This is a genomic window from Ectothiorhodospiraceae bacterium BW-2, assembly GCA_008375315.1.
Taxonomy (GTDB): Bacteria; Pseudomonadota; Gammaproteobacteria; order Thiohalomonadales; family Thiohalomonadaceae; genus BW-2.
In genome coordinates, this window is sequence record CP032507.1 from 1,884,992 (window position 1) to 1,909,322 (window position 24,331).

Annotated in this window: 25 protein-coding genes; 5 read left to right on the forward strand and 20 right to left on the reverse strand. The window is 54.1% G+C overall.

Going from position 1 to position 24,331, the window contains the following annotated elements; translation table 11 throughout:
* Positions 1-11: 11 nt before the first annotated feature.
* The 6 genes from D5085_08930 to D5085_08955 form a co-directional block, all read right to left on the reverse strand.
* A complete protein-coding gene (locus D5085_08930) occupies positions 12-827 on the reverse strand; it encodes a CbbQ/NirQ/NorQ/GpvN family protein (GenBank protein ID QEP43228.1) in 816 nt (271 codons plus the stop codon).
* Positions 828-858: 31 nt separating this feature from the next.
* Entirely contained in the window at positions 859-1,167 is a 309-nt protein-coding gene (locus D5085_08935; GenBank protein ID QEP43229.1) for a hypothetical protein, read from the reverse strand.
* Positions 1,168-1,306: 139 nt separating this feature from the next.
* Positions 1,307-1,663 carry a ribulose bisphosphate carboxylase small subunit gene (locus D5085_08940; protein QEP43230.1) on the reverse strand — a complete coding sequence of 119 codons (357 nt, stop codon included), beginning with the start codon at positions 1,661-1,663 and terminating at the stop codon, positions 1,307-1,309.
* A gap of 72 nt (positions 1,664-1,735) precedes the next feature.
* Positions 1,736-3,154, reverse strand: coding sequence for a form I ribulose bisphosphate carboxylase large subunit (locus tag D5085_08945; protein QEP43231.1), 1,419 nt, complete (start codon positions 3,152-3,154; stop codon positions 1,736-1,738).
* Between the two features lie 282 nt (positions 3,155-3,436).
* Positions 3,437-4,828, reverse strand: a complete 1,392-nt coding sequence (locus tag D5085_08950) for a sigma-54-dependent Fis family transcriptional regulator (protein ID QEP43232.1) — start codon at positions 4,826-4,828, stop codon at positions 3,437-3,439.
* Positions 4,821-5,945 carry a hypothetical protein gene (locus tag D5085_08955; protein QEP43233.1) on the reverse strand — a complete coding sequence of 375 codons (1,125 nt, stop codon included), beginning with the start codon at positions 5,943-5,945 and terminating at the stop codon, positions 4,821-4,823. Before D5085_08955 ends, D5085_08950 begins: the two co-directional genes overlap by 8 nt.
* A 204-nt stretch (positions 5,946-6,149) precedes the next feature.
* On the opposite strand from D5085_08955, the gene D5085_08960 reads away from it, so the two are divergent.
* A complete protein-coding gene (locus D5085_08960) occupies positions 6,150-8,138 on the forward strand; it encodes an SLC13 family permease (GenBank protein ID QEP43234.1) in 1,989 nt (662 codons plus the stop codon).
* Positions 8,139-8,156: 18 nt separating this feature from the next.
* Positions 8,157-9,581, forward strand: coding sequence for a sodium:proton antiporter (locus tag D5085_08965; protein ID QEP43235.1), 1,425 nt, complete (start codon positions 8,157-8,159; stop codon positions 9,579-9,581).
* Here D5085_08965 and D5085_08970 read toward each other — a convergent pair.
* From D5085_08970 to D5085_09025, 12 genes are all read right to left on the reverse strand, one after another.
* Positions 9,562-10,605 (reverse strand): LysR family transcriptional regulator, encoded by a 1,044-nt coding sequence (locus D5085_08970; GenBank protein QEP43236.1) that lies wholly within the window; start codon positions 10,603-10,605, stop codon positions 9,562-9,564. The genes D5085_08965 and D5085_08970 overlap by 20 nt on opposite strands.
* 33 nt (positions 10,606-10,638) lie before the next feature.
* Positions 10,639-10,833, reverse strand: coding sequence for a hypothetical protein (locus tag D5085_08975; protein QEP43237.1), 195 nt, complete (start codon positions 10,831-10,833; stop codon positions 10,639-10,641).
* Positions 10,834-10,864: 31 nt separating this feature from the next.
* Positions 10,865-11,128, reverse strand: a complete 264-nt coding sequence (locus D5085_08980) for a pterin-4-alpha-carbinolamine dehydratase (GenBank protein ID QEP43238.1) — start codon at positions 11,126-11,128, stop codon at positions 10,865-10,867.
* A 75-nt stretch (positions 11,129-11,203) separates the two neighbouring features.
* Positions 11,204-11,653 (reverse strand): bacterioferritin, encoded by a 450-nt coding sequence (locus tag D5085_08985; protein QEP45113.1) that lies wholly within the window; start codon positions 11,651-11,653, stop codon positions 11,204-11,206.
* A 64-nt stretch (positions 11,654-11,717) separates the two neighbouring features.
* The gene (locus D5085_08990; protein ID QEP43239.1) at positions 11,718-12,032 is read right to left on the reverse strand and encodes a BMC domain-containing protein; all 315 of its coding nucleotides are present in this window, start codon (positions 12,030-12,032) and stop codon (positions 11,718-11,720) included.
* Between the two features lie 39 nt (positions 12,033-12,071).
* Positions 12,072-12,365, reverse strand: coding sequence for a BMC domain-containing protein (locus D5085_08995; GenBank protein ID QEP43240.1), 294 nt, complete (start codon positions 12,363-12,365; stop codon positions 12,072-12,074).
* Positions 12,366-12,418: 53 nt separating this feature from the next.
* Positions 12,419-12,664, reverse strand: a complete 246-nt coding sequence (locus D5085_09000) for a carboxysome peptide B (protein ID QEP43241.1) — start codon at positions 12,662-12,664, stop codon at positions 12,419-12,421.
* A gap of 2 nt (positions 12,665-12,666) precedes the next feature.
* Positions 12,667-12,936, reverse strand: coding sequence for a carboxysome peptide A (locus tag D5085_09005; GenBank protein ID QEP43242.1), 270 nt, complete (start codon positions 12,934-12,936; stop codon positions 12,667-12,669).
* Positions 12,937-14,409: a carboxysome shell carbonic anhydrase gene (locus D5085_09010; protein ID QEP43243.1), complete on the reverse strand. Its 1,473-nt coding sequence runs from the start codon at positions 14,407-14,409 to the stop codon at positions 12,937-12,939. It abuts the gene before it with no gap.
* An 11-nt stretch (positions 14,410-14,420) separates the two neighbouring features.
* Complete coding sequence (locus D5085_09015; protein QEP43244.1) at positions 14,421-16,808, reverse strand: carboxysome shell protein; 2,388 nt, start codon at positions 16,806-16,808, stop codon at positions 14,421-14,423.
* A gap of 106 nt (positions 16,809-16,914) precedes the next feature.
* Complete coding sequence (locus D5085_09020; GenBank protein QEP43245.1) at positions 16,915-17,259, reverse strand: ribulose bisphosphate carboxylase small subunit; 345 nt, start codon at positions 17,257-17,259, stop codon at positions 16,915-16,917.
* A 60-nt stretch (positions 17,260-17,319) separates the two neighbouring features.
* A complete protein-coding gene (locus D5085_09025; GenBank protein QEP43246.1) occupies positions 17,320-18,735 on the reverse strand; it encodes a form I ribulose bisphosphate carboxylase large subunit in 1,416 nt (471 codons plus the stop codon).
* 327 nt (positions 18,736-19,062) lie between these two features.
* Here D5085_09025 and D5085_09030 point away from each other — a divergent pair, with 327 nt between their 5' ends.
* From D5085_09030 to D5085_09040, 3 genes are read left to right on the forward strand one after another with little or no spacing between them, the layout of a single operon-like run.
* Positions 19,063-21,090 carry a methyl-accepting chemotaxis protein gene (locus D5085_09030; protein QEP43247.1) on the forward strand — a complete coding sequence of 676 codons (2,028 nt, stop codon included), beginning with the start codon at positions 19,063-19,065 and terminating at the stop codon, positions 21,088-21,090.
* A gap of 5 nt (positions 21,091-21,095) precedes the next feature.
* Positions 21,096-21,983: an ABC transporter ATP-binding protein gene (locus tag D5085_09035; GenBank protein ID QEP43248.1), complete on the forward strand. Its 888-nt coding sequence runs from the start codon at positions 21,096-21,098 to the stop codon at positions 21,981-21,983.
* On the forward strand, positions 21,983-22,990 hold the full coding sequence (locus tag D5085_09040) for an ABC transporter permease (GenBank protein ID QEP43249.1): 1,008 nt from the start codon (positions 21,983-21,985) through the stop codon (positions 22,988-22,990). The genes D5085_09035 and D5085_09040 overlap by 1 nt, the downstream gene beginning before the upstream one ends.
* Here the strand turns inward: D5085_09040 and D5085_09045 are convergent, their stop codons facing one another.
* Positions 22,991-23,548: a DUF2058 domain-containing protein gene (locus tag D5085_09045; protein ID QEP43250.1), complete on the reverse strand. Its 558-nt coding sequence runs from the start codon at positions 23,546-23,548 to the stop codon at positions 22,991-22,993.
* Complete coding sequence (locus D5085_09050) at positions 23,518-23,946, reverse strand: hypothetical protein (protein ID QEP43251.1); 429 nt, start codon at positions 23,944-23,946, stop codon at positions 23,518-23,520. The genes D5085_09045 and D5085_09050 overlap by 31 nt, the downstream gene beginning before the upstream one ends.
* Between the last annotated feature and the right edge of the window lie 385 nt (positions 23,947-24,331).

Consider the following 24,331-nt stretch of genomic DNA (forward strand, 5'->3'; position numbering starts at 1 on the left):
CTCATGCTGTTCTAACCAAAAAATGTCTGTACCGCAGCCTTAAGGGTATCTCGCATATCGGGATCGTCAGTGAGTGGTGTCACCATCGTCATGCTACAGGCCGAGGCCGGTTCGATACCTTTGTGAATCAGTTGACCGGCATAGACTAGCAGCCGTGTCGAAATCCCCTCATCCAGACCGTGACCCTTCAGATTTCGGGCGCGATGGGCAATTTGTACCAGTTTGGCGGCCGTTGTGCTATCAACCCCCGACTCTTTTGCAACAATCGCTACCTCTTTCTCTTCACATGGGTAGTCAAAGTCGAGACCGCCAAAGCGCTGTTTGGTGGACTGCTTCAGATCTTTCATGAGACTCTGATAGCCAGGATTGTAAGAGATGACGAGCTGAAAATCGGGGTGGGCGACGACTAACTCCCCCTTCTTATCTAATGGGAGGGTGCGGCGGTGATCGGTTAAGGGGTGGATCACCACGGTGGTATCTTGACGCGCCTCAACGATCTCATCGAGATAGCAGATAGCGCCGAGGCGAGCGGCGGTGGTGAGCGGGCCATCTTGCCATTTGGTGCCATCTTTATCGAGTAGAAAGCGACCGACCAGATCAGAGGCGGTCATATCTTCGTTACAGGCAACGGTAATGAGTGGCCGCTGCAATTTCCAAGCCATATACTCTACAAAGCGTGACTTACCACATCCGGTAGGCCCTTTTAACATCATTGGCATACGGACATTGTAGGCGGCCTCGTAGAGGGCGACCTCATCTGCGACCGACTCATAGTAGGGCTCAGTGTTGACTATATATTGCTGTGAGTCAATTGTGTGTTCCAACATAATAGATCCTTCAAATGCTACTTAAATAGTTTCAATCGCTATAGGTCTCATATTCACCGCTCCACCCCTTCTCTCTGGCAATTTTTACCGCTTCGGCGTGAATTTTTTTATGCCGCTGCTGTAGTTCAGGGGGAAGCAGGCTGACTAGGCAACCATATTTATCCCACTCTCTGTTGACTTTATCTTGTAGGTTATTGATGCCACCTAGATTCCACCCCTCACAGGTCTCATCTTCGGATAGCAGGCCGAAGACCCAAGCATCACGAATGGTTTTACCAATGGCGGTCATCCCGCCAAACATATCACTGTGGATGCCGACATATCTATCCGATCTACTCATGGTTACCTCTGCAATATAGATTAAAAAAGAGCAGTGAAATAGGTCACTGTTGTGGCTATTTTCCCAAAACGCAGTCGAATAAAAAAGCCCCTGTCCGTATCAGTCGGGCAGGGGCCACTGTGGTCGCTACCCTCGCAGCTTAAACCGCAGTGCCGTGATAGACAACCATCGAGGCACCGGGGCACTGGGCAAAGTTATCTAAGCCAAGCAGGCGGACATGGTTATTCGGGTGCGCTTGATGGCACGCATCGCACTCGGCTAAAATGGTATCGACATTGGTTTCGCCAAACATCGGTAACTTCCACATATACCAGTAACTACCACGCGCATTCTCAGGCTCGGTATGTTCAATAGATGGGTTCCAGCCTTTAGAGACAATATACTCGATCTGGCTGCGGATACGGGCACTATCCATCGGCTCCAGATAGGAAAATGTCTCAAATTTACGACTGCTGATATCGCTCAGGCTTGAGTTGTAGTCTTGCATCTCACTCATGTGAATCTCTCCAAAATGTTCGGTAGGGCATCGCTGCCCTACGGTTAAAGCGGTTGACTAGGATTAGGGTGCCTATTTGTGCGACACATCGAGCTTATCGACGGTGTCAAACTCGAATTTAATCTCTTTCCAAGTCTCCATGGCGGCACCGAGCTCAGGGCTATGCTTAGCCGCTGCGGTGAGAATCTCTTTGCCCTCTTTCTCCAGCACTCGACCTTGGTTACGCGCCTCAACACACGCCTCAACTGCAACGCGATTGGCCGCAGCGCCCGCCGCGTTACCCCAAGGGTGTCCGAGGGTACCCCCACCGAACTGTAGTACCGAGTCATCCCCAAAGATGCTCACCAGTGCCGGCATGTGCCAGACATGGATGCCGCCAGAGGCGACCGGAATCACCCCAGGCATGGAGCCCCAATCTTGATCGAAGAAGATGCCACGGGAGCGATCCTCTTTGATGAAGGAGTCACGCATAATATCGATCCAGCCTAAAGTGGCCTCACGATCACCTTCGAGTTTCCCGACAACGGTACCTGAGTGGAGATGGTCACCGCCGGAGAGGCGCAGACACTTAGTCAGGACGCGAAAGTGGATCCCGTGGTGAGGGTTACGGTCGAGCACCGCATGCATGGCGCGGTGGATGTGGAGTAGCATACCGTTATCACGACACCAGCGAGCGAGCTGGGTGTTGGCCGCAAAGCCACTGGTTAAAAAGTCGTGCATAATGATGGGGGCACCAATCTCTTTAGCATACTCAGCCCGTTTCATCATCTCATCGGCTGTCGGCGCGGTCACATTCAGATAGTGGCCTTTGCGCTCGCCGGTCTCAGCTTCCGCCTTGACGATAGCCTCCATAACGAAGTCAAAGCGGTGCTTCCAGCGCATAAAGGGCTGAGAGTTGACATTTTCGTCATCTTTAGTGAAGTCGAGGCCACCGCGCAGCCCCTCATAACAGGCGCGGCCATAGTTTTTAGCCGATAGACCGAGCTTGGGTTTAATCGTACAGCCGAGCATGGGGCGGCCATATTTGTTCATAATGTCGCGCTCAACTTGAATCCCTTGGGGCGGGCCGTTGCAGCTCATGACATAGGCGACTGGGAAGCGGATATCCTCCAGACGCAGGGCTCGTAGCGCTTTAAAACCAAAGACATTACCCACCAGTGAGGTCAGGACATTAACCACCGAGCCCTCTTCAAACAGATCGATGGGGTAGGCGATAAAGGCGTAGAAGCAGGTATCATCTCCGGGGACATCTTCGATGGCGTAGGCGCGGCCTTTATAGTAGTCAAGATCGGTTAACAGATCAGTCCAGACGGTTGTCCATGTTCCGGTAGAAGATTCAGCCGCAACGGCTGCCGCCACCTCTTCCCGAGGGACACCGGGCTGAGGCGTCACTTTAAAACATGCCAAAATATCGGTATCGACGGGAGTGTACTCCGGCATCCAATAGGTTTCGCGGTACTCTTTGACACCGGCATCATACTTCTTAGCCATACGGCCTCCTGTTGGGTTTCAGCAACAAAAAATAGGTAGTTTTAGGGGTATCCTTGGATTTCAGTCGGGAGTCTGCTGTTAGCCAGTTGATGCAATCGTTCCTGACCGAAAGTCGGCAGTATAGTGAGCTTAATTGATAAATACAACACAAAGATTTTCTCTCAATGTATAGTCAATAGGCTATTGATTAAGTAAATATATTCATTTTTAATAACTTACAGGCAATGGTAACGATAGTCTTTCTTCTATACATCGCCTTTGGCCATGGATAAATTGTGGTCTTTAGTGCTGGGTTGAAGAGGGATCGTCATGGCCGTTATCGAGTTGGTAGCGCCTCATTTTGCGCCATAGGGAGACTCTATCGATGCCGAGAATTTTGGCAGCTTGGGTGCGGTTATGGCCGACTCGCTGTAAGACTTCGGTAATATATTGCGCTTCTCGTTCGGCGAGGGTCGTTAAGGGGGGGAGGGGGGAGCGACGTAAGTGCGGTGAATTCTGCACCTCTGGCTGTAGGTGAGGGGGGAGTTCGGTGAAGCAGATCTCTCTCCCTCGGGCGAGAGCGACCGCCCGTTCGATAATATTCTCTAGTTCACGAATGTTGCCGGGGAAGGGGTAGTGGGTTAGGTAGTCGAGCACTTCTGGCGCTATTGTGTCGATATTGCGCTCCATGCGCCGAGTATGTTTGCGTAAAAAGTGGAGCGCTAGCAGTGGGATATCGCCTTGGCGCTGTCGCAGTGGCGGCAGCGTTAGCTCTACTACATTGAGACGATAGTAGAGATCTTGGCGAAATTCGCCGTTCGCGACCCTATGCGACATATTGCGATGGGTCGCCGATAAGATACGCACATCGACCGGTGTGACTGAGGTGGAGCCTAGTGGCTGTATCTCGTGCTCTTGCAGTACCCGCAGTAGCTTTACTTGCATCGATAGTGACATTTCACCAATCTCATCGAGGAGTAGGGTACTGCCGTTAGCCGCTTCAATCAGTCCGGTTTTGCGCTGTGCCGCGCCGGTAAATGCCCCTTTTTCGTGGCCGAAGAGTTCGTTCGCTAGCAGCTCCTCCTGTAGCGCACCGCAGTTAATCGCCATAAAGGGGCGGCGGTGGCGACCACTGTGGGCGTGAATATAGCGGGCTAGTAGCTCTTTACCGGTACCGCTCTCGCCACTAATGAGTACGCTGGTGGTGGCGGTGGCTAGCTGTCGTGCCATCTGTAGTAGCTGCTCCATGGTCGAATCTTGGGTGATAATGAGCGGGATAGTGTGGCGTTTTTCGAGCTGCTGTTTCAGTTGCTGGTTCTCTTGTTTGAGATCGACAACATTGAGGGCGTTACGAATAATTTGTCTAACTTCATTCAGATGAAAGGGTTTGGCGATATAGTGAAATGCGCCCGCTTTCATCGCCGCTACCGCCGATTCGAGCGTGGCAAAGCCGGTAATCATAATGACTGCACTATCGGGTTGGTAGCGACCGCTTAGCTCTAGTAGTGTCATGCCATCAGTGTGATCGATATGCAGATCGGTAAGGATGAGATCGAATCTTTGCTGCTGGATGAGCTGTTTCGCCTCTGCGCCGCTAGTGGTGGTCGTGACCCGATACCCCTCTTTACGGCAGAGGTGGGCGAGATTGGTGACTGCGTTAGGTTCGTCATCGACAATTAAGATCTCTCTACTCATTATCGAGTCGTCTCGGTGGGGGGAAGAGTAGCGTCACTGCGGTGCCGTGTCCTGGGGGGGAGTGGATGGCAATCATTCCGTCGTGCTCTTTAACTATCTCCTGCACAATCCAGAGTCCAAGCCCGCTCCCCTCTGAGGGGGGTTTGGTGGTGAAGAAGGGATCAAAGAGTTGTGGTTGGTGCTGGGGCGAGATCCCGCTGCCGTTATCGTTAACCACTATCTCGATAAAGGGGCCGCTATCGTCACTAGCTGAGGGGAGGTAACCGGCCATCGTGGCGTTGTTCGGTAGTAGCGGCCTGTCGCTGTAAGTGGCGCTAATGGAGAGGCGCTGGCTACCGGCCTGGCTTGCGTTTTGAATTAAGTTAATGAGTAGCTGTTGGAGTCGCTGTCTGTCGGCGCTTAGCTCTAGGTGTGGTGGAATATTGAGGACTAGCTCGGTACCTGTCCGTTGCAGTGTCTTGGTGATGAGTGGTCGTAGTCGCTCTATGAGCTGCTTTAGGTTTAAAGTTTGGCGCTGAAAGTGGCGCTGAGAGCCGAAGTCGAGCAGTGTCCGCACGATGTTGCGCCCCCGATCACTCTCAGCGGCAATTTGTGCTAACCATGTTTGTAGTTGCTCCGGTTCCGCTTCGGTCAGCTCCTCTTGCAGTAGCTGGTTGGCTATTGAGATGTTAGAGAGCGGGTTATTGAGTTCATGGGCGACACCTGCGGCGAGAACGCCGATGGAGGCGAGCTTCTCTGTCTGCATGATTAAGCGTTGGCGCTGCTCTAGCTCATGTATGATGCGGTTAACGGCGCTGGTGAGTGTCGCTAGCTCCCGTAGGGCAGCCGCCTCTTTCAGGGGGGTGAAGTGGCCGTTGCTCATCTGTGTAAGCTGCTCTTCTAATTGATTGAATGGCCTAAAGAGCGTGGTATGCAGCGTTCTACCGATCCTGATGAGAATAACGAGGGTCAGTAGGGTTAGGCATACTCGCTGCGCTAAGTGGGGGAGCGAGGGTACCGCGAGCAGTAACAGTAGCACGATGAGTGTGAGCAGCATGAGGTAGCAGTGGCTGATCTCTCTTTGCACACTAGGAGGGTGGCGGGGGGAGGGCATAACAGAACGCAATAGGTGTTTCATAATGCAACACTATAGCACAACGGCTTGATAAAAGCATTACTGGCCGAACTGGCGTGTGAGGGCGTTGCAAATAGCAACGGTTGCGCGCTAATGCAAAGCAGTAATGTTAGAAAAATCAACAAATTAAACTTTTGGCATACCGATTGCTTCGGCCAGTGCTCTCTATTTTTTCTCTAAATGGCAGTGATCTTGATAGGAGTTTATATGAAAAAAATGGCCGATGAAGAGCGGCAGGTGATTCAACCCGGTGTGATTAGCGTCAAACAGGCGGTTGCGGCGGTTATCTTTGCGCTAGTGGCGATATGGTTGACGACGCTCGTGCCGAGCGTTGAAATTGCGTGGGTGAGCGCGATTCTATTGCTCACCATCTACCTCTTTGCCTTTGAGGTAGTCGGCGTCGATGTGGCTGCTACGAGCATTATGGTTCTCTTAGGTCTCACCTCACTACTAGCACCGGTGATGGGGCTAGAGCAGGGGTTGGTCGATAATCGGCACCTATTCGACGGCTTTTCGTCAAATGCGGTTATCTCCATTATCGCGGTGATGATTATCGGCGCGGGGCTGGATCGAACCGGTATTATGGCTCGGGTGGCGGCATTTATTCTCAAAGTGGGGGGGACGACCGAAAAGCGGGTGATTCCGATTATCTCGGCAACGGTCGGTTTTATCTCATCGTTTATGCAAAATGTGGGGGCGGCAGCGCTGTTTCTACCGGTGGTATCGCGGATTTCGGCCCGCTCCGGCCTACCGATGTCGCGGCTGTTAATGCCGATGGGCTTTACCGCTATCTTAGGGGGAACTATGACGATGGTCGGTTCTAGCCCACTGATTTTGTTAAACGATCTTATCTTAACCTCCAATCAGGCACTCCCTACCGAACAGCAGATGGAGACCTGGGGCCTGTTTTCGGTCACCCCCATTGGGATCGCTCTAGTGGTAACGGGAATTATCTATTTTGTCCTTGCCGGGCGCTTTGTGTTGCCTAAGAGTAAAACCGAGAGTAGCACCGTCGGAACCGATTCGATGTCCTATTTTAACGAAGTCTATGGGGTCGATTACACCATTAACGAAGTCGTTATCACCGATGGTAGTGATCTTATCGGCAAAAAGCTAGACGATGTCGAGACGAGCTATCGGGTGCGAATTATCGGCTCTAAGCGTGCCGGTGATGAGGTTAGAGTTGGGCCTGGAACGGTGGCGCGAGATACCGAATTTGTTGCCGGTATGGTGCTCGGTATGGTGGCTGATCCGGCCGATTTAGCCCACTTTGTCGAAAAATACCAACTAAAACAGCGCAGTGAACTGCGAACCTTTGCCGAATCGCTCTCATCGGTTAAGTCGGGGATTGCCGAGGTAGTGATTCCGCCGGGATCGAGCCTAATCGGCAAGAGCGCCCGCGATGTCTGGATGCGCAAAACCTATGGTCTGGCGCTTATTGGTCTGCATCGTGACGGTAAAACGATGCGTGAGGGGGAGGATATTCGGAATATGCCGTTCCACCCTGGCGACACGCTCGTGGTGCATACCCCATGGAATGTCCTGGAGAGGATTGAGAAGAGTCGTGATTTTGTCGTGGTCACCACCGAATACCCACGAGAAGAGGAGCTGCGGCCACATAAAATTGTCCCCGCGCTGCTCTTTTTCGGAATAGCGCTATTTATGGTGCTCTTTACCGATATTCGCCTCTCGGTAGCGCTACTGACCGGCGCGATGGGGATGGTGCTCGCTGGGGTGCTAAAAATAGAGGAGGCGTATGAGGCGGTGAGCTGGAAAACGGTGTTTTTGCTAGCGTCACTGATCCCGTTGGGGCTGGCGGTTGAGACGAGTGGGACGGCTAAATGGATCGCAGAACAGGTGCTCTCGGTTGTGGGAGAGATGCCGATTTGGGTCATTCAAGCCTCCATCGCCGTGCTAGCGACCTTCTTTACTCTGGTCATGTCGAATGTTGGAGCGACGGTGCTGTTAGTTCCGCTTGCGGTCAATATCGCCATTGGCGCGGGAGCAAATCCAGCTGTCTTTGCTCTAACTGTCGCAATTGCTACCTCTAACTCCTTTCTCATTCCGACCCACCAGGTGAATGCGCTCATTATGGGGCCGGCGGGTTATCGAGTCGCCGACTTTATGAAGGCTGGAGGGATTATGACGATTCTGTTTTTAGTCGTCATGATGGTCATGATGTCGTTGGTCTTTTAATCAAGGAACTGAGTATATATGTCAAAGTTATTGTTATCCCTTGCGTTACTGCTCCCTAGCTTGGTGTGGGGTGCTACCGGCGGGGAGCGGCTCGATCTGACGACTCACTGGGTGGGGTTTACCGCGCTCGCTATCTTTTTTATCGCCTACTTGCTAGTGATGGCGGAGGAGTTTACCCACCTGCGGAAGTCGAAGCCGGTGATTTTAGCCGCCGGTCTGATTTGGGGACTGATCGGCTGGATCTATGTGAGCTATGGTATTGAGCATGAAGCGGAGCTGGCGGTACGCCACAATCTGCTTGAGTATGCCGAGCTGATGCTGTTTCTGCTGGTGGCGATGACCTATATTAATACCCTAGAAGAGCGGCAGGTATTTGATGCGCTACGAGCCTATCTGATTCGTAGTGGCTTCGGTTTTCGGGCGCTATTTTGGATTACCGGTATGCTCGCCTTTTTTATCTCACCTATCGCCGATAATTTGACCACCGCGCTGCTCATGTGCGCGGTAGTGATGGCAGTGGGGGGGGATAACGGTAAATTTATCCTCCTAGCGTGCATTAACATTGTGGTGGCGGCTAACGCAGGGGGAGCTTTCTCCCCCTTTGGCGATATCACCACGCTGATGGTGTGGCAGAAGGGGATGGTGGAGTTTTGGACCTTTTTTGCACTGTTTGTGCCGGCAGCGGTTAACTTTTTGGTGCCAGCTACGGTGATGCACTTTGCGGTGCCTGATGTCAAACCTCTAGCGACTAACGAAGTGGTGTCGATGCGGCGCGGTGCGAAGCGCATTTTGGTGCTCTTTTTGGCGACCATTGTGACCGCAGTCTCGTTTCATAACTTCCTCCACCTCCCCCCGGTGGTCGGGATGTTGACGGGGCTGGCCTATCTGCAGCTATTTGGTTTTTATATGAAAAAGACGGCTCATCGCAGCCCCCACTCCGCTGCTGCTGCTGCTGATGATGATGATGAGGAGCGGCACAGCGGTGAAATGGGGAGCGTGATCGCGTTTGATGTCTTTAAACCGATCGCCAAAGCGGAGTGGGATACGCTGCTTTTCTTTTATGGTGTGGTGCTCTGTGTGGGGGGGTTAGGCTTTATTGGCTATCTAACTCTAAGCTCTGAGCTGATGTATAACGGCTGGGGGGCGACGCCGGCTAATATCACCATCGGCTTCCTTTCAGCCATTGTCGATAATATTCCGGTGATGTTTGCGGTGTTAACGATGAACCCCGAGATGTCAACCGGACAGTGGCTGCTCGTTACGCTGACGGCAGGCGTGGGCGGTTCAATGCTCTCTATCGGTTCGGCGGCCGGGGTGGCGCTGATGGGGCAGGCGCGGGGGAACTATACCTTTTTTGGCCATTTAAAGTGGACTCCGGTGATCGCCTTGGGGTATCTGGCTAGTATCGTGGTTCACCTAGGGTTTAACGGTCACTACTTTTAGTATTCACCGAGGGTTGTAGGTGATGGAGGTGGTGTGCTAGCTCCGGCCAGAGCTCCAGCAGGCGCTGATTCATGCGCGGCTGGATCTCCATGGCAAATGCCAAAAAGGTGCTGGCTACTAGCGATAGCTCTTTGCCTTTAGGATAGACTAAAAACCACTGGCGCATAATCGGAAAATCTTCTACATCGAGAAGGGCTAGCGGGCCGTTCGTGCCCTCTAGTGCCAAGGTGTGTAGTGAGAGAACCGATAGACCAAGGTGGCCGACAATCGCGTGCTTAATCGCCTCATTACTGCCTAGCTCCATGCGTACATTAGGCTGTAGCCCTCTATTGGCAAAGGTTCTGATGGCGGCGTCGCGAATGCCGGAGCCTGGTTCGCGCATAATCATAGGCTCCATGACAATTCTCTCTAATGAGATATTTTTCTGCTTCACTAGGGGATGATCCCGAGGAGCCATCACCATCAGCGGATTGGCGGTAAAGGGGAACGACTCTACATCGAGTCTATCAAAGGGGACCTGCCCCATAATGTAGAGATCATCTTCATTAGCGTTAATCCGTTCGATAATGCGATCTCGGTTAGAGACCTTGAGCGAGACATCGATGCCGGGGTGGCGCTGGCAGAACTCACCGAGGACTTCAGGGGCGAAATATTTGGCGGTCGATATCACGCCTAGCCGCAATCTACCCCGTTTTAGACCTTTTAGATCGGCCACTTTCATCTCCAGATTGGCCAGATTTTCAAAAATCTTACGACACGACTGGTAGAGCTCCATCCCAGCTTCGGTCGGGCGCACATTGCGGCCCACCTGTTCGAATAGCGCAATGCCGAGCGAGTCGGAGAGCTTTTTGACCTGCATCGAGACCGTCGGCTGGGTTAAAAAGAGCTCCTCCGCTGCACGGGTAAAGTTACCATGCCGGACAATCGCCTCAAAAATCTGGAGCTGGCGCAGAGTCGTATGGCGGATGAGATAGGTCGGCATCGCCGATGGGGGGGTATAGCCAGGTTCACTAAAAGGGGGCATGGAGGGGGATTCGGGTCGAGTACAGCCGTTCGATCAGTCGGGCCAGACGCGCTTACCGTGTTTAAAGCTCTGCACCAGTGTCTGCTGCTGCTCATTGTGGCTCGGCGATTGCGGCGACGGGGAAGAGGCTTTACGCCGCGTGGTGGCCGGGCGCTTTTTCGGGGTCTGCTGCTCAGTCGTTGTGGTCGGCAGTTGTTCGGTTGGATCTGTCTTTTCCGGAGTGGTCATAGAGAGTTACCTCGATTGTCAATGGGGGGTGTCAGTGATCACTATCTTCGTTAGTAAGCAGTTGATCCATTTTATGAGCAAACGCCCACTGCGCTGCGGTGGGAGTCGCCTCAGGATGCTCGGCATGGATGGTGACATTGACATAGTTACGGCCAAAACCGAGATCAGGATAGTAGGCCTCCTGCTCAGAGAGTTCTGCGGCTAAGTCGAGAAAATCACGCAACTGTTCATAATCGGCAAACTCATAGCGTCTTTCGAGCCGATTAGGTCGTTTGCGCTCCTGCCAAGGCTTCATTGCTTACCTCGTGAATGGGTTAGGTATCGCCCCCCTATCGCGGGGGGCTCTGAAACATTATCGAGCAGCTACGCGCTATCTATAGTAACTGCGACGGTTGTCGGCTGCTGTAGGGGCGGTTAACTGGGTGTACCACTGCCCTAGTTCATGGCTGTGGTTGAGCTCCTCCTGTAGTAGCTGCTGGAAGAAGAGGGTGTCGTTGCTATAGGGGGTGGTTTGACAGTAGCTGACCGCCTCACTATAGAACCGAACCAACTCCTGCTCAAACTCAATAGCCACCAACACTAGCTCTGCTAGCTGAGTGCCGAGTCTGACCGGTCGTAGTTGAGAGGCACTAGGGGCAACCCCCACCGAGAGCATACGGGCGATAATACGCTCGATATGCTCCATCTCCTCCTTCGCTTCGGCAGCTAGGCGCTCGGCATCTTTGAGCAGACCCCATCCAGAGACTAGGCGTGCTTGAGCCGTGTAGAGCTGAACGGCAGAGAACTCTAGGCTTAGGGCTCGCCCTAGATAGCCTAAAATTCTCTGATCCGATTGATTGGTAATCACCGTTCTATCTCTTGTGCGCTAAATTCGCATTGTCGAATTAGGCGTCGCTAGAGTCAGCGCCGCCACCGGTAGGGAGTACCGGCTCAACTTCGCGGTGTGGACGGGCGATAATATGGGCGGCAACTAGGCCATCACCAACGCGCTCACAAGCATCGGCACCGGCGCGAACAGCGGCATTGACAGCTCCAGTCTCGCCTCTTACCAAGACGGTGACATAACCACCGCCGACAAACTCACGCCCGATAAGGCGCACCTCAGCAGCTTTAGTCATTGCATCAGCCGCTTCAATGGCAGGAACCAAGCCACGGGTCTCGATCATCCCCAGTGCAATACCGTAGTTATCATTTGACATTGTCATCTCTCCATTCAGATTCAGATTAAGGCTCGTGGGCTACTTATTGTTGCCTAGTACCGGCTCAACTTCGCGGTGTGGGCGAGCGATAATATGGGCGGCAACTAGGCCGTCACCGACTCGCTCACAGGCATCAGCGCCAGCACGAACCGCCGCATTAACCGCACCGGTCTCGCCACGAACTAGCACGGTAACATAGCCGCCACCGACAAATTCACGCCCTATCAGTCTGACCTCTGCCGCTTTAGTCATGGCGTCGGCTGCTTCAATAGCCGGTACCAGACCGCGAGTTTCAATCATGCCTAGTGCGATACCATAGTTTTCAGTTGCCATTTTCGTCTCCTGTTGACTTATTAAATAAATAGACTCTGGTGGCCTGAGGGTAATCAGGCTTCCCAGTTATCGATAATGCCGCCGATGGTTAAATCGGTCAGAATTTCAAAATCACCTACGGCGTATCTTGCCGCAGAACCGTTGACGGTAAAGACCCAGTTGCCGTTACGAACGCCGACAGGATCAACCGCGACTTGGCGCTTACCTTGAGCGTCGCGCAGCACCCGTAGCCCAATCTGTTTTAGCCCCTCAATGCGACGGGTACAGAAGAGCGATCGTTCTACTTGAAAAATATCCATACCTACTCGCCCACCGCCGACTCATCTTCTGCAGGAGGCCAGTGGTCGATAATACCGACGATAGTTAAATCGCTAGGGTACTCTTTGCTCCCGGCCGCCTCTCGCGCGGCCGAGCTGCCGACACAGATCACCCAATCCCCCGGCACACAGCCGACGGCATCGACGGCGACCATTTTTGAGGAGCCATCCTTAACCACCAGCAGATGCTTATGTTCAAAGCCTGCGATGCGGTTGGTGGCGACTAGCGGTTTCTCTACCTGACAGATTTTCATTTAGTGGGCTCCCACCTTTAGAGAGGCCTTCACGCTGCAGTGGAGAGTCTCCAACGGCGCATCGTGAGTGTTACAATCGCGGATGACCTGTAGCGTATGCAGCAGCCCCTGTGTGGCTAGTTCGGCGTAACGGCTGTTAATGGCTGCTGCCACTCGCTGACACTTCTCTACGGCTCGCTCCCTAGCGCCGGGGACTCGACTGTGGTAGTCGAACCGAATCACAATCGGAATAGGCAGCGAACGCGACACATTAAGGCCGGTAAATATCTTAATCCCAACATCGAGATCTTGAGTCGCCTCCTCAACTGTATTGAGGTAGGCAAAGTACATTAAGTTGCGTAGCTGAATCTCTTCAAAGCCGACTCCGGCACCGATAAAGCGCTCGGCATGGCCGATATCGTGATAGTGGCTGCCGTGGTGCTGTTTAACATAGTCGATTTGGGAGAGATTGTTGATCGCAATGGCCTGAATAAAACGCGCCATCCCAGGGTCAATATCGGGGCTAGCGTAGCCAATTGCACTCTCAATCGTCTGCTCTGCCTGCTGCGGATGGTCGCTATAGCTCTGCTGGTAGAGCTGTAGCGTATCGACATAGCGATTTAAGGCTAGCTCCCCCTTCCCATCGGGCAGATGGATGCGAATGGCATCGGTATCGGTATCGAGCCCTAGCAGCAGTAGATCGATCGAGGCACCACAGCAGAAGCTATTCTCTATCGCCTGTTGAAAGGCTAAGAGGCGCTCTAAGCCAGCCTTAGCAGCCTTTTCGGTATCAGAGCCGTGAGCTGCGCACCCCTCATGTTCAGGATCAACCGAACTGAAGTGGTAGGCGACCACTTTTAGGTAGCGGGTCGGCTCATCGGCTAGATTAGGACGCCCTTCGCGATAGCGCAGCATCTCGACCTCAACCCATTTTTGGAGGCTATCTTCGATATCAAATAGCGAACCGGCATACGATTTGCGCCGCACTGCGCGGTGGGGCAGACGCAGCACATAGCGAATGAGATGGGCTAGACGACCATCGGCGCAGGGAGAGATATCAAGGGTATGAAAACCGCACGACTGTAACCATGGCTCAAATTCGGCGTCACTCATCGCCCCGAGTGGATTGTCGCTATAGAAGCGATCAGCGAACTGGCGATAGGTCGAAAAAGTTGCCATCGCATAGAGTTTGCGCATATCTAGCTGAGTCACCCACGCCGCGGCGAGGAGCTCCTCAGGGAGAGCAAATCCAAGCTGTTGCTGAACGAGCTGTTGTGCCACTGTCTCGAAGTTAGGCTCATGCTGGCGTGCCGAAAGCTGCTTTAACACCGGGATGATGGCGTCAAAAGTGCCCTTAACCCCCGTTTCATAGTGGGCTAGACGAGCGTTCGCTCGGCTATCTGTCAGCGAGTGGCCCTGCCTAGAGGTTACCGCGCCGGGACGGCGCAGCGGCGCTCTAGCTGGCTGTGGATATTGGCGAGAGTTGCGGATCATGCGGCTTTAACCTAGCCTCTAGCCCCACCGGAGTAGGTGACTAGCGCCCCTTTATCGGTATTGCCACTGCTGCCGGTAACTCGACTAACCGGTGCGGCAAGCTCCTCTTTACAGCTGTTTTGCTGCAAAGGTGCCATCACCGATACTGGGCCGCCACGGCGAGTCGGATTGCGACTGAGTACCGACCGACCTTCGGTGCCGGTGACCCGTTCGCCGCGATCCCAATCATCGCCGGTAATACGCCTGCCTGAGGCGTTGCCCTCACCTGTGACTCGCTGCTTTGGGGCAGCCTCACGCGGTTTAGCGGCAGTGTGGCCAAAACGGGCCTCTTCGGTGCCAGTGACCTTGCCAGCAGCCATCCCGAACGGGCCGGTAATTTGGCTATTTTCGTAACCGGCACCGGTGACAGCACTGGTTCGGGCGGGGGGGGCTGTGTCTGTTAGACTAGTCGCGCTCTCTAGCGGCGCTGGCGGCTGTAGTGGTTGCGGAAAGTCGGGACTGTCGGGCGCTGCGGCTGTGGCGGCACACGCTTGAACAATCTGCTCACTCCCTAGGTAGGGGGTGCCACTGATCGCTTCACAGGCCCCGCGGCTATCCCCAGTCATTTTGTCGCCGACAGCCGGTTGCAGCCCCGTTAGGGAGGCACCGCCTAGAGGGCGTTGCGGGGGCATACGCCGCGCGACCTCGCGGCTCGCTTCAGGAGGGCAGAAGTCACGATACTGTTCGATACCAGCATAGGGGGTGCCGGTAATCGATTGACAGGTGCCGGGCTCATCGCCGGTGACTTGGTTCGCGCGACCGGTCATGGTGCCGGTCACGGGACGACCTTTGGGGGTCACTGAGGTACCGACCTTCTCATCTCCCGCTGCCGGTACTGTGTCGCAGAAGGTTGTGAACTGCTCTTGACCGATATAGTCATCTCCGGTCACATGACGGCAGCTCCCCGACTCATCGCCTGTCATTTTAGTCGAACGACCGAGCATGGTGCCGGTGACCCCTCGACCCTTGAGGGTCTGGCTACTGCCGACCTTGGCCGGAACCGTCAGCTCGACATCGCTAGCCGGCATATATTGGGTTCCGGAGAGGCGACGGTTAGCGCCGGTTTCGGTACCGGTAACGCGGCGGGCGTGGGTTTCGGGATTACCGCTAACGCGACTCCCTCTGGCGGTGTGGCTGGTGGTAATTTTGGTCGGTGCCGGCACCGGTTCGGTACCACAATACTCTACCTGCTGTTCTGCGGCGAGATACTCAGAGCCGGTAATCTTTTGACAGGTACCTGGCTCATCGCCGGTCACCTTCTGACTACGGCCGACCCGATTACCGGTGACCTGGTTGCCTCGACTAGTCGAGGTGACGCTACTGCGACTGGGACTCATCGGGGGGTCGCTTTGACAGAAATCTCGGAAGATATCCGCGCCCATATACTCAGTACCCGTGACCGTACGACAGGTACTCTCATCGTTACCGGTCATCTTTTCGGTGCGATCGACCATGGTGCCTGTGAGTCTCTGTCCTCTCGCGGTCTCGCTCATGCCGACCTTCCAAGTCGCATCGCTAGCTGCTGCCCTCTGGCGGCTGCTTCGCTGCTTACCGGTCGGTTCGCTCTTTTTTTGCCCTACCTTGCCGCGGCGACTCTGCTGTTCACGAACTGCCATGGCTAGTTCGCGACTGGTGAGTTGCGGATTGCGCACTCGGGCGGTCTGCGCGGTTGTCATGCCTGAGGCACTAATACCCGCTTTGCCACGAGTCGATTGCGCTTGGCGTCTGGCTAGCGCAATGGTGCGGCAGGAGCTGGTTGCGCTGACCGGCGGCTGTTTGGGTTTGATCTTAGAACGCGAGGCGCTGCTGCGCACGGGCGTACGGCTCTCAGAGGCGGCGGGTCTGTGGCTGCTCTTGCCGCCACAACCACAGCTAGGCTCTGTCGCCTTGGTTAATTCGGAACTCTCCGCTACCGTCGCTGTACGGTGCGAGGCCGCATCGCGAGTTCTATCCGCGCTACGGTCGGCCGACTTACCCCGGGTGGAGAGGGCACGGCGCCGCTCGCGCGAGGCTTGGCGGGCTGTGCTGGAGCCCCCCCCGACTGCGGGGGAGATGATATAGCGAGTTCTGGCGCTGCTAGCTCTCTCAGGCGCTTTAGCAGCGACAGGTTGAGCGACAGTTTCATTAACAGCAGCCGGCGGTGGCGCTGGGACAGAACGAGTTCTGTCGCCACCACGCTGTGCTAACTTGCCACGGCTAGAGAGAGCCTTTCTGCGGGCCAGAGAGGCAGTTCGGGCCGAACCGGTGCATTGGGCGGCTTGGACACGAGCCGGTGCGGCAGTTGAGGTTACCGAGGCGCTGTTTTGTTGAGCCGTCGCGGCAGTTCTACCTGAAGTTGACAATGCTCTGCGCCTCTCCATTGCCAACGCTCGGACACTTTGTGCATTCGCGGTTTGTGCCATTACTATTCCCCGTTGTGTTTGATTGACCCTGACAGAAAGACTCTGTTGCCTTTAGGTGCCCGAATTAGGCACGACCTTCGAAGACAACGAAGGCTAATCCCTGACTCTGGGTGTAGTTATCGTAGCCGAGTAGGCGGACATGGTGGTCGGGATAGGCGCGACGACAAGCCTCTAACTCGTTGACAACGCTCTCTAGATCTTGCTCCCCAAAGAAGGGTAGCTTCCACATCGTCCAGTAGTGGTTAGTTGAGCGCGAGGGGTGTTCATGCTCGATTGCTGGCGTCCAGCCTTGAGAGATCAGGTAGGCGATCTGATCATAGATCTCCTCCTGAGTCAGCTTAGGCAGAAAGCCGAAGGTTTCCAGCGTCTGTGCGGTTTGAAAATCACCCATTTGGTTACTCATTGACATGGTAGTTCCTCTTTAAATCTTTAAAGTAGTTAAGACTGATGAATTTGATTAGGCTGAGGATTAGGAGAGATCCAGCTTGTCAACCGTATCAAACTCGAACTTAATCTCTTTCCAAGTCTCCATAGCAATGGCGAGTTCAGGGCTGTGGCGTGCAGCTTCAGAGAGAATATCTCGTGCCTCTTTCTCGATTTCGCGCCCTTCGTTACGCGCCTTGATGCTCGCCTCTAGCGCGACACGGTTCGCCGCCGCCCCAGCTGCATTACCCCATGGATGCCCTTGAGTACCGCCGCCGAACTGTAGCATGGAGTCATCACCGAAGATGGTCACCAGCGCCGGCATGTGCCAGACATGGATACCGCCTGAGGCGACAGCCATCACGCCGGGCAGTGAACCCCAATCTTGATCGAAGAAGACCCCGCGAGAGCGATCTTCGGGGACATACGATTCCCGTAGCTGATCGACAAAGCCGAGTGTCGATTGACGGTCGCCCTCAAGTTTACCGACGACGGTGCCGGTGTGGAGGTGGTCACCCCCAGAGAGGCGCAGACACTTAGCGAGGACGCGAAAGTGGATACCATGCTTCGGATGGCGGTCGATAACGGCGTGCATCGCGCGGTGAATGTGGAGCAGCATACCGTTTTCACGGCACCAGTTAGCTAGACCGGTATTGGCGGTAAAACCGCCAGTCAAAAAGTCGTGCATAATGATAGGGGAGCCAACCTCTTTAGCAAACTCGGCCCGCTTATACATCTCTTCAGGGGTTGAGGCGGTCACATTGAGGTAGTGCCCCTTGCGCTCGCCGGTCTCCTGCTGCGCCTTCTGAATCGCCTCGCCGACGAACTCAAACCGGTCGCGCCAGCGCATAAAGGGCTGCGAGTTGACATTCTCATCATCTTTGGTCATATCCAGACCGCCGCGCAGACACTCATAGACGGCACGGCCATAGTTTTTAGCCGAGAGACCGAGCTTAGGCTTAATGGTCGCGCCTAGCATTGGACGACCATATTTATTCAGACGGTCTCGTTCTAGCTGAATACCGGCAGGAGGGCCACCGCAGGTCTTAATGTAGGCGATTGGGAAGCGAATATCTTCCAGCCGCAGATGGCGCAGCGCTTTAAAGCCAAAGACATTGCCGACGAGTGAGGTCAGCACATTAACGACTGAGCCCTCTTCGAATAGATCGATAGGGTAGGCGATAAAGGCGTAGAAGGACTCTGAATCGCCCGGAACATCTTCGATACGATAGGCGCGGCCTTTGTAGTACTCCATATCGGTCAATAGTTCAGACCATACCGTACTCCAAGTACCGGTCGAAGACTCGGCAGCGACGGCGGCCGCGACCTCTTCGCGGGGAACGCCGGGCTGCCCGGTGCACTTAAAGCACGCGAGTAGATCGGTATCTAAGGGGACATAGTCCGGCGTCCAGTACATATCACGGTACTCTTTAACGCCTGCATCGTAAGTTTGTTTTGCCATGTTCAACTCCTGTTTATGCCGGATTGGCCAGTTGGTTAAAACCTTTTCGTCCTAGATGATAGGAAGAAAGGGGAGGGTTTATCCAATAAATGGTTTCTTTAAAAATCATAGACCATAATCTATAGGTAATTTTTTTCAGTGGTTTAATAGCTGTTTAAATATCAATTAACGGTTCAAAATGCCAAAAACTGTCGGGGTTTAGCGCACAGAGGTGACAGTCTGTTGCAGTTAGCGGTCTATCTTAACCTAAAAGTTGGCCCGTGTGTCAACTTAAAGTAGAGTCGCTTTAGCGGGCAAGCTATTGCATAATGGCTTGAGGATCTAACAATGGAGAGGGGGCTGACTGTGCAGTTGACAATTAACCAAAAAGTGATTTTTGCGATGGTGGGTATGGTGTTGCTGCTGCTATTTAGCAGCGCAGCCGGCATTATGGGGGTGCAGAACCTCGGCAGTAGCCTGCGCTTTGTCACCGGTCCGGCGTGGGATGCCGCTGATGGCGCAATGGAGGGGACTATCGGGATTCAGAGTGAACTTCTCGCTATCGGTCGGTTATTGCGTCAAGAGGTGAGCTATGAGCAGATGCGTACCGAGCTAGCACAGGCGGAGAGTTTTGCTGGCGAGGCGCTAGAGAGGATGTTCGCCTCTGGCTTAATGAGCGCGGATGAGCAGCGTTCGAGTCGGCAATTTTTGCAAGATTATCGTAAAAAGCGCGATCTGTTTCTCGCGCTCTATCGCGATTATGCTCAATCGCAGCAGCGGTTAAGCGAGATCGTCAATGATCTAGATAGGCTGTTAGAGGGGGCTGAAGCGGTGGTCGAGCAGAACATGGATGGGGCTAAGCTAGTGACAAACGACCCGCTTACCATCACTCGGCTGTGGGCGTTTGCAGATGGCTTGATGGAGAGCCGTATTGCGATCCTCAAACGGGCGAAAATTTTTGAAGATGCCATTTTGCAGGGCGAGTTGACCTCTGCACAGCAGCAGCAGCTACAGGCGTATCAGCAGGAGCTAGGTGACCTTATCGATGTTGTCTCGCTCTCCCCCTACGCTAATCAGCGGCTCGATGGCTATTCGCAGACAGTGAGTGAACTGATGCTATCGCTATTAGATGACTATCAGCAGCAGTTTGAGCGGAGTGTGGCTCACTTTAAGGCGTTTCGGCAGCAAGAGTTGCAGATGCAGGAGACCATCTCGCAGCTATTAGCGCTAATTGAGGCGTTAGAGGCGAGCGGCGATAGCCAAGTGGAGGGGGCGATAGAGAGGGTTGCGCCCCAAATTGTGCAGGCGGAGCTTTTGCTCCTGCTCGCCCTAGGTATCGGGGTGGGGGTTGCGATTGTGGTGATTGTGGTGATGCGTGTAACGATATTAACGCCACTGAGGGCGGTGGTCGAAAGGATGCACGATATTGCCGCTGGCGAGGGGGATTTGACCGTGACCTTGAGTGAGCAGGGTCGAGATGAGTTGGCGCAGCTAGGCCATTGGTTTAACCAATTTTTGCAGAAATTGCGCCAGATGGTGGCTGAGATCGATCAGACCTTGAGCCGTTTAAATCGGCTGACCGGATCGATGGCGACTATCTCTGAGCAGACGATCCACTCGATCCAAAATCAGAGTAGCGAAACCGATATGGCAGCGACGGCGATGACTCAGATGTCGGCTACCGTTGCTGAAGTGGCAAACAATGCCGCTAGAGCGGCCGAGGCGACTCATGAGGCTGAGCGGGAAGCGACAACCGGCTTTGAGGTGGTCGCCTGTACCATTCGTTCCATTGAACAGCTAGCGGTTAGAGTGGGTGAAGCGGCGGAGGTGGTCCATCAACTGGAGCAAGATAGCGAAAATATCGGCACGGTACTAGATGTCATTCGCGGCATTGCTGAGCAGACCAATCTGTTGGCGCTGAATGCCGCGATTGAGGCGGCTAGAGCCGGAGAGCAGGGGCGAGGCTTTGCGGTGGTTGCCGATGAGGTGCGGACGCTCGCTGGGCGCACCCAGCAGTCAACGCAGGAGATTCAGCAGATGATTGAGAGGCTACAGAGCGGAGCGAATAGTGCGGTGGTGATGATGAATAGCTCCCATCAACAGGTCGGTGAGACGGTCACGCAGGCGCGTCAGGCCGGCAGCGCTCTGGAGGCGATTACCCACTCAGCCCAACTGGTGACCGATATGTCAACTCAGATCGCCTCGGCGGCGGAGCAGCAGGCGGCGGTGGCAGACGATGTGAGTCGTAATGTGACTAACATTCAGGACATTGGCCACCAGACTAGCGATAGCGCCAATGAGATTGGCCGCACCAGCCAAGAGCTTAATCAGCTGGCGCAAAAGCTGGAGGCGCTGTTAAATCAGTTCAAGATTTAATCTGTATGAGCGATGTGATTGCCCTTGAGGTTAGAGAGTTAATTAAATGTTACGGTAGCCACACTGCGGTCGATGGTATCGATTTAGCGGTGCCTGAGGGGAGCTGTTTTGGTCTGTTAGGGCCAAATGGTGCCGGAAAAAGTACTACCATGGAGATGATGGAGGGGATGATCGAGCCGACTGCGGGGGAGATCTTCTATCGTGGTAAACCGCGTGATCACACTTTTCGCTTCAAGGCGGGCATTCAGTTTCAGCATACTGCGCTGCAGGAGTTTTTATCGGTTAAGGAGACTCTACAGCTCTTCTCAGGTCTCTACCCCGATCCACTACCACTGCCGCAGCTCATTGAGCTCTGTTCGCTGCAGAGCTTTCTCTATCAGGACAATCGGCATATTTCGGGGGGGCAGCGACAGCGGCTGCTGCTAGCGCTAGCGCTAGTGGGGCGACCGGAGATCCTATTTTTAGATGAGCCGACTACCGGGCTCGATCCACAGTCAAGACGCCACTTTTGGCAGCTACTACGCCATATTCAGCAGCAGCAGACGACGATTATCCTCTCCACTCACTATATGGAGGAGGCCTCAGAGCTGTGTGATCAAGTGGCAATTATTGACCACGGTAAAGTGATCGCCCTTGGCACGCCTAGGGCGCTGCTCAAAGAGCATTTTGAGGGCCAAATCGTGCAGCTACCGCAGAGCGATTTTGTGGCGAACTGGGAAGGGAGTGAGCTTATCACCGAGCAGCAGGGGTGGGTCGAATTGACCACGACTGATGTCGGGCAGACTCTGACGCGACTGCTACACAGAGGGGTCGATTTGAGTCGGGTACAGGTGAGGCAGCGCAATTTAGAAGATCTCTTTTTGCATATTACCGGTAAGGAGTTGCGGCAGTGATGAGTTGGCGGCGCTTTATGGCGCTGGTGCGGGCGAGTACTTTGGAGTTTGTGCGGGATCGGGCGGCGTTAGGGTGGAATATTCTGTTTCCGGTGATGATTATGTTGGCCTTTGCGCTACTCTTTAGCGAGTCGGAGCAGGCCCTCTATAAGGTCGGCATGGTGGGGGAGGTGCCGGTTGATCACCCCTTTTTAGCGCAGCGCTATATCGATTTTCTGCCCGAAGAGGGGGTGGCCGAGGCGGTGGTTAAAGTGGAGCGCCACCAGCTTGATATGGTGATAGATTGGCAGCTACGGCGTTACTGGGTCAATGAGAGCTCCCCTAACGGCTATATTGTCGAGCAGCTACTCTATGCCGCTGCGGGCGATTCAATACTACAGCGCCAGCCGGTGAGTGGCCGAGCCGAGCGCTATATCGACTGGCTGGTGGTGGGATTGTTGGGTATGAACGCGATGTTTAATGCCCTGTATGGCATCGGCTTTGTGATTGTGCGCTATCGTAAAAACGGGGTGTTAAAAAGGTTACGAGCCACCCCGCTGACGGTGGCTGAGTTTTTGGGGGCACAAATTGTCTCGCGCATCTTGCTCATTTTAGGGGTGACTTCGCTGGTCTATTGGGGCTGTGATCTGCTGCTCAATTTTACTATGCACGGCAGTTATCTCACGCTGCTGCTGGTGCTCTTTTGTGGAGCCTTGGCGATGATTGCGATGGGGCTACTTATTGCCTCACGGCTCTATAATGAGGAGTTGGCCGGCGGCCTAGCTAACGGGATCGCCTGGCCGATGATGCTGCTATCAGGGGTCTGGTTTTCGCTCGAAGGCTCTCCTGTTTGGGTGATGACTTTGGCGCAGCTCTTACCGTTAACTCATGCGATTGAGGCGGGGCGGGCGGTGATGTTACGCGGGGCGGGGGTGATCGATATTGCGCCACAGCTAGGAGCGCTGCTGCTAATGACACTGCTCTTTTTGGCCATCGGGGTTAAGTTGTTTCGGTGGCAGTCGTGTTAGTTACCATAGTAGATCATCCGGCACGACATAGTCGGCATAGGGATCATCGGCAACAGCAGGGGGGGGCTCACTCTCCGGCTGCAGTTGTAGCACTAGGCTCGCGGGGCGGCGCTCGGCAATTTTTGCGGCGATATCACATTTGACTAGCTCATAGAGACCATCGATTTTGACGATGGCTAGCTTACCGGCGACAATGCTGTCGCGCAGTGCGGTTGTAATATGGAATCGCTTTACCTTGCCCTTATCGACAAAGTTGTAGCAGCACTCGCCCACCTCTTTCTCTATTTTGTGGCGGGCAATTAGCTGGCGCACCTCGGCGAGTTTCGCCTTTTGCTCGGCCTGTTGGCGGCGCTGCTCATTGAGCTGCTGCTCCCGCTGACGGCGCATCGCCTCCTCTTCGGCTAACTGTCGCTGCAACTCACTCTGCTCTGGAGTGGCGCGCTTTTTCGCTTTTGGCTGCTGTTTGCGCTCTTTTTTTAGCGCCTTTTGACTCTGCTGTAGTCTTTTTTCATCAACTAATCCGGTTTTCAGTAGTTGATCCTGAAGTGAATTTCCCATGGTGGCCTCGTTTCGCTCCGCTGTTGTGAGTGGTAATGATATGGGCTCACAGCGGCGATGAACAGCGATTTTGTGGCGAAAGCCATATTAGTTGACAGTAGCCGCGCGAAATTCCATAAAACCAGCCGCTGTTGGATCGTGTGGTTGAGAGTGTGTGCGGTAGCCACCGGCTGTTCAAGCTGCTGTTGATACGCTTCGGCCTGCTCCCGCTCAATCAGCAGGCTGTACTCATCGAGTGTTATGCCGTTGCCACTGCCAAACTGAAAGCCAGGGGATCGAGATGGCGACCAATAGCGCGTGATCCTGCAATTTGCTGATATTGATTTTTGGTGATTGTGCGCAAAATCGCCACTGCCATTGGCACCGACTACCACACAAAATGTTGGGATATCGTCCATCACTGCATTTTGAAATCGGTAACCTTACGCCACCATAGCGTAAAAAACGCCGCAACATTTGTTTCACTACTCCCCTGATGAACCACAGAGGAGAACAGAGAGGCCGAACCCCACCCTAGCAGCCGTATCGCAGGCCTTTAAAGATTGGCGGGAGACGCCTGTTCATAGCGGCGGATTAGCTCATCTGGTAATTTCAGCATCAAACACGCCCTGGTCAGTGAACATGACAAAAAGGAGGATAACCCGTTAGAAAATCGCCAAAACAGGTACCATTTCGCAAGATTAAATCACTCATTGCCGCACATCAAGAGTCTTTTTGTACCCAAAAACCGCAAACTGATGGGAAAAACGATAGAATCGTCATGGATTTTTTGATATGCTCACT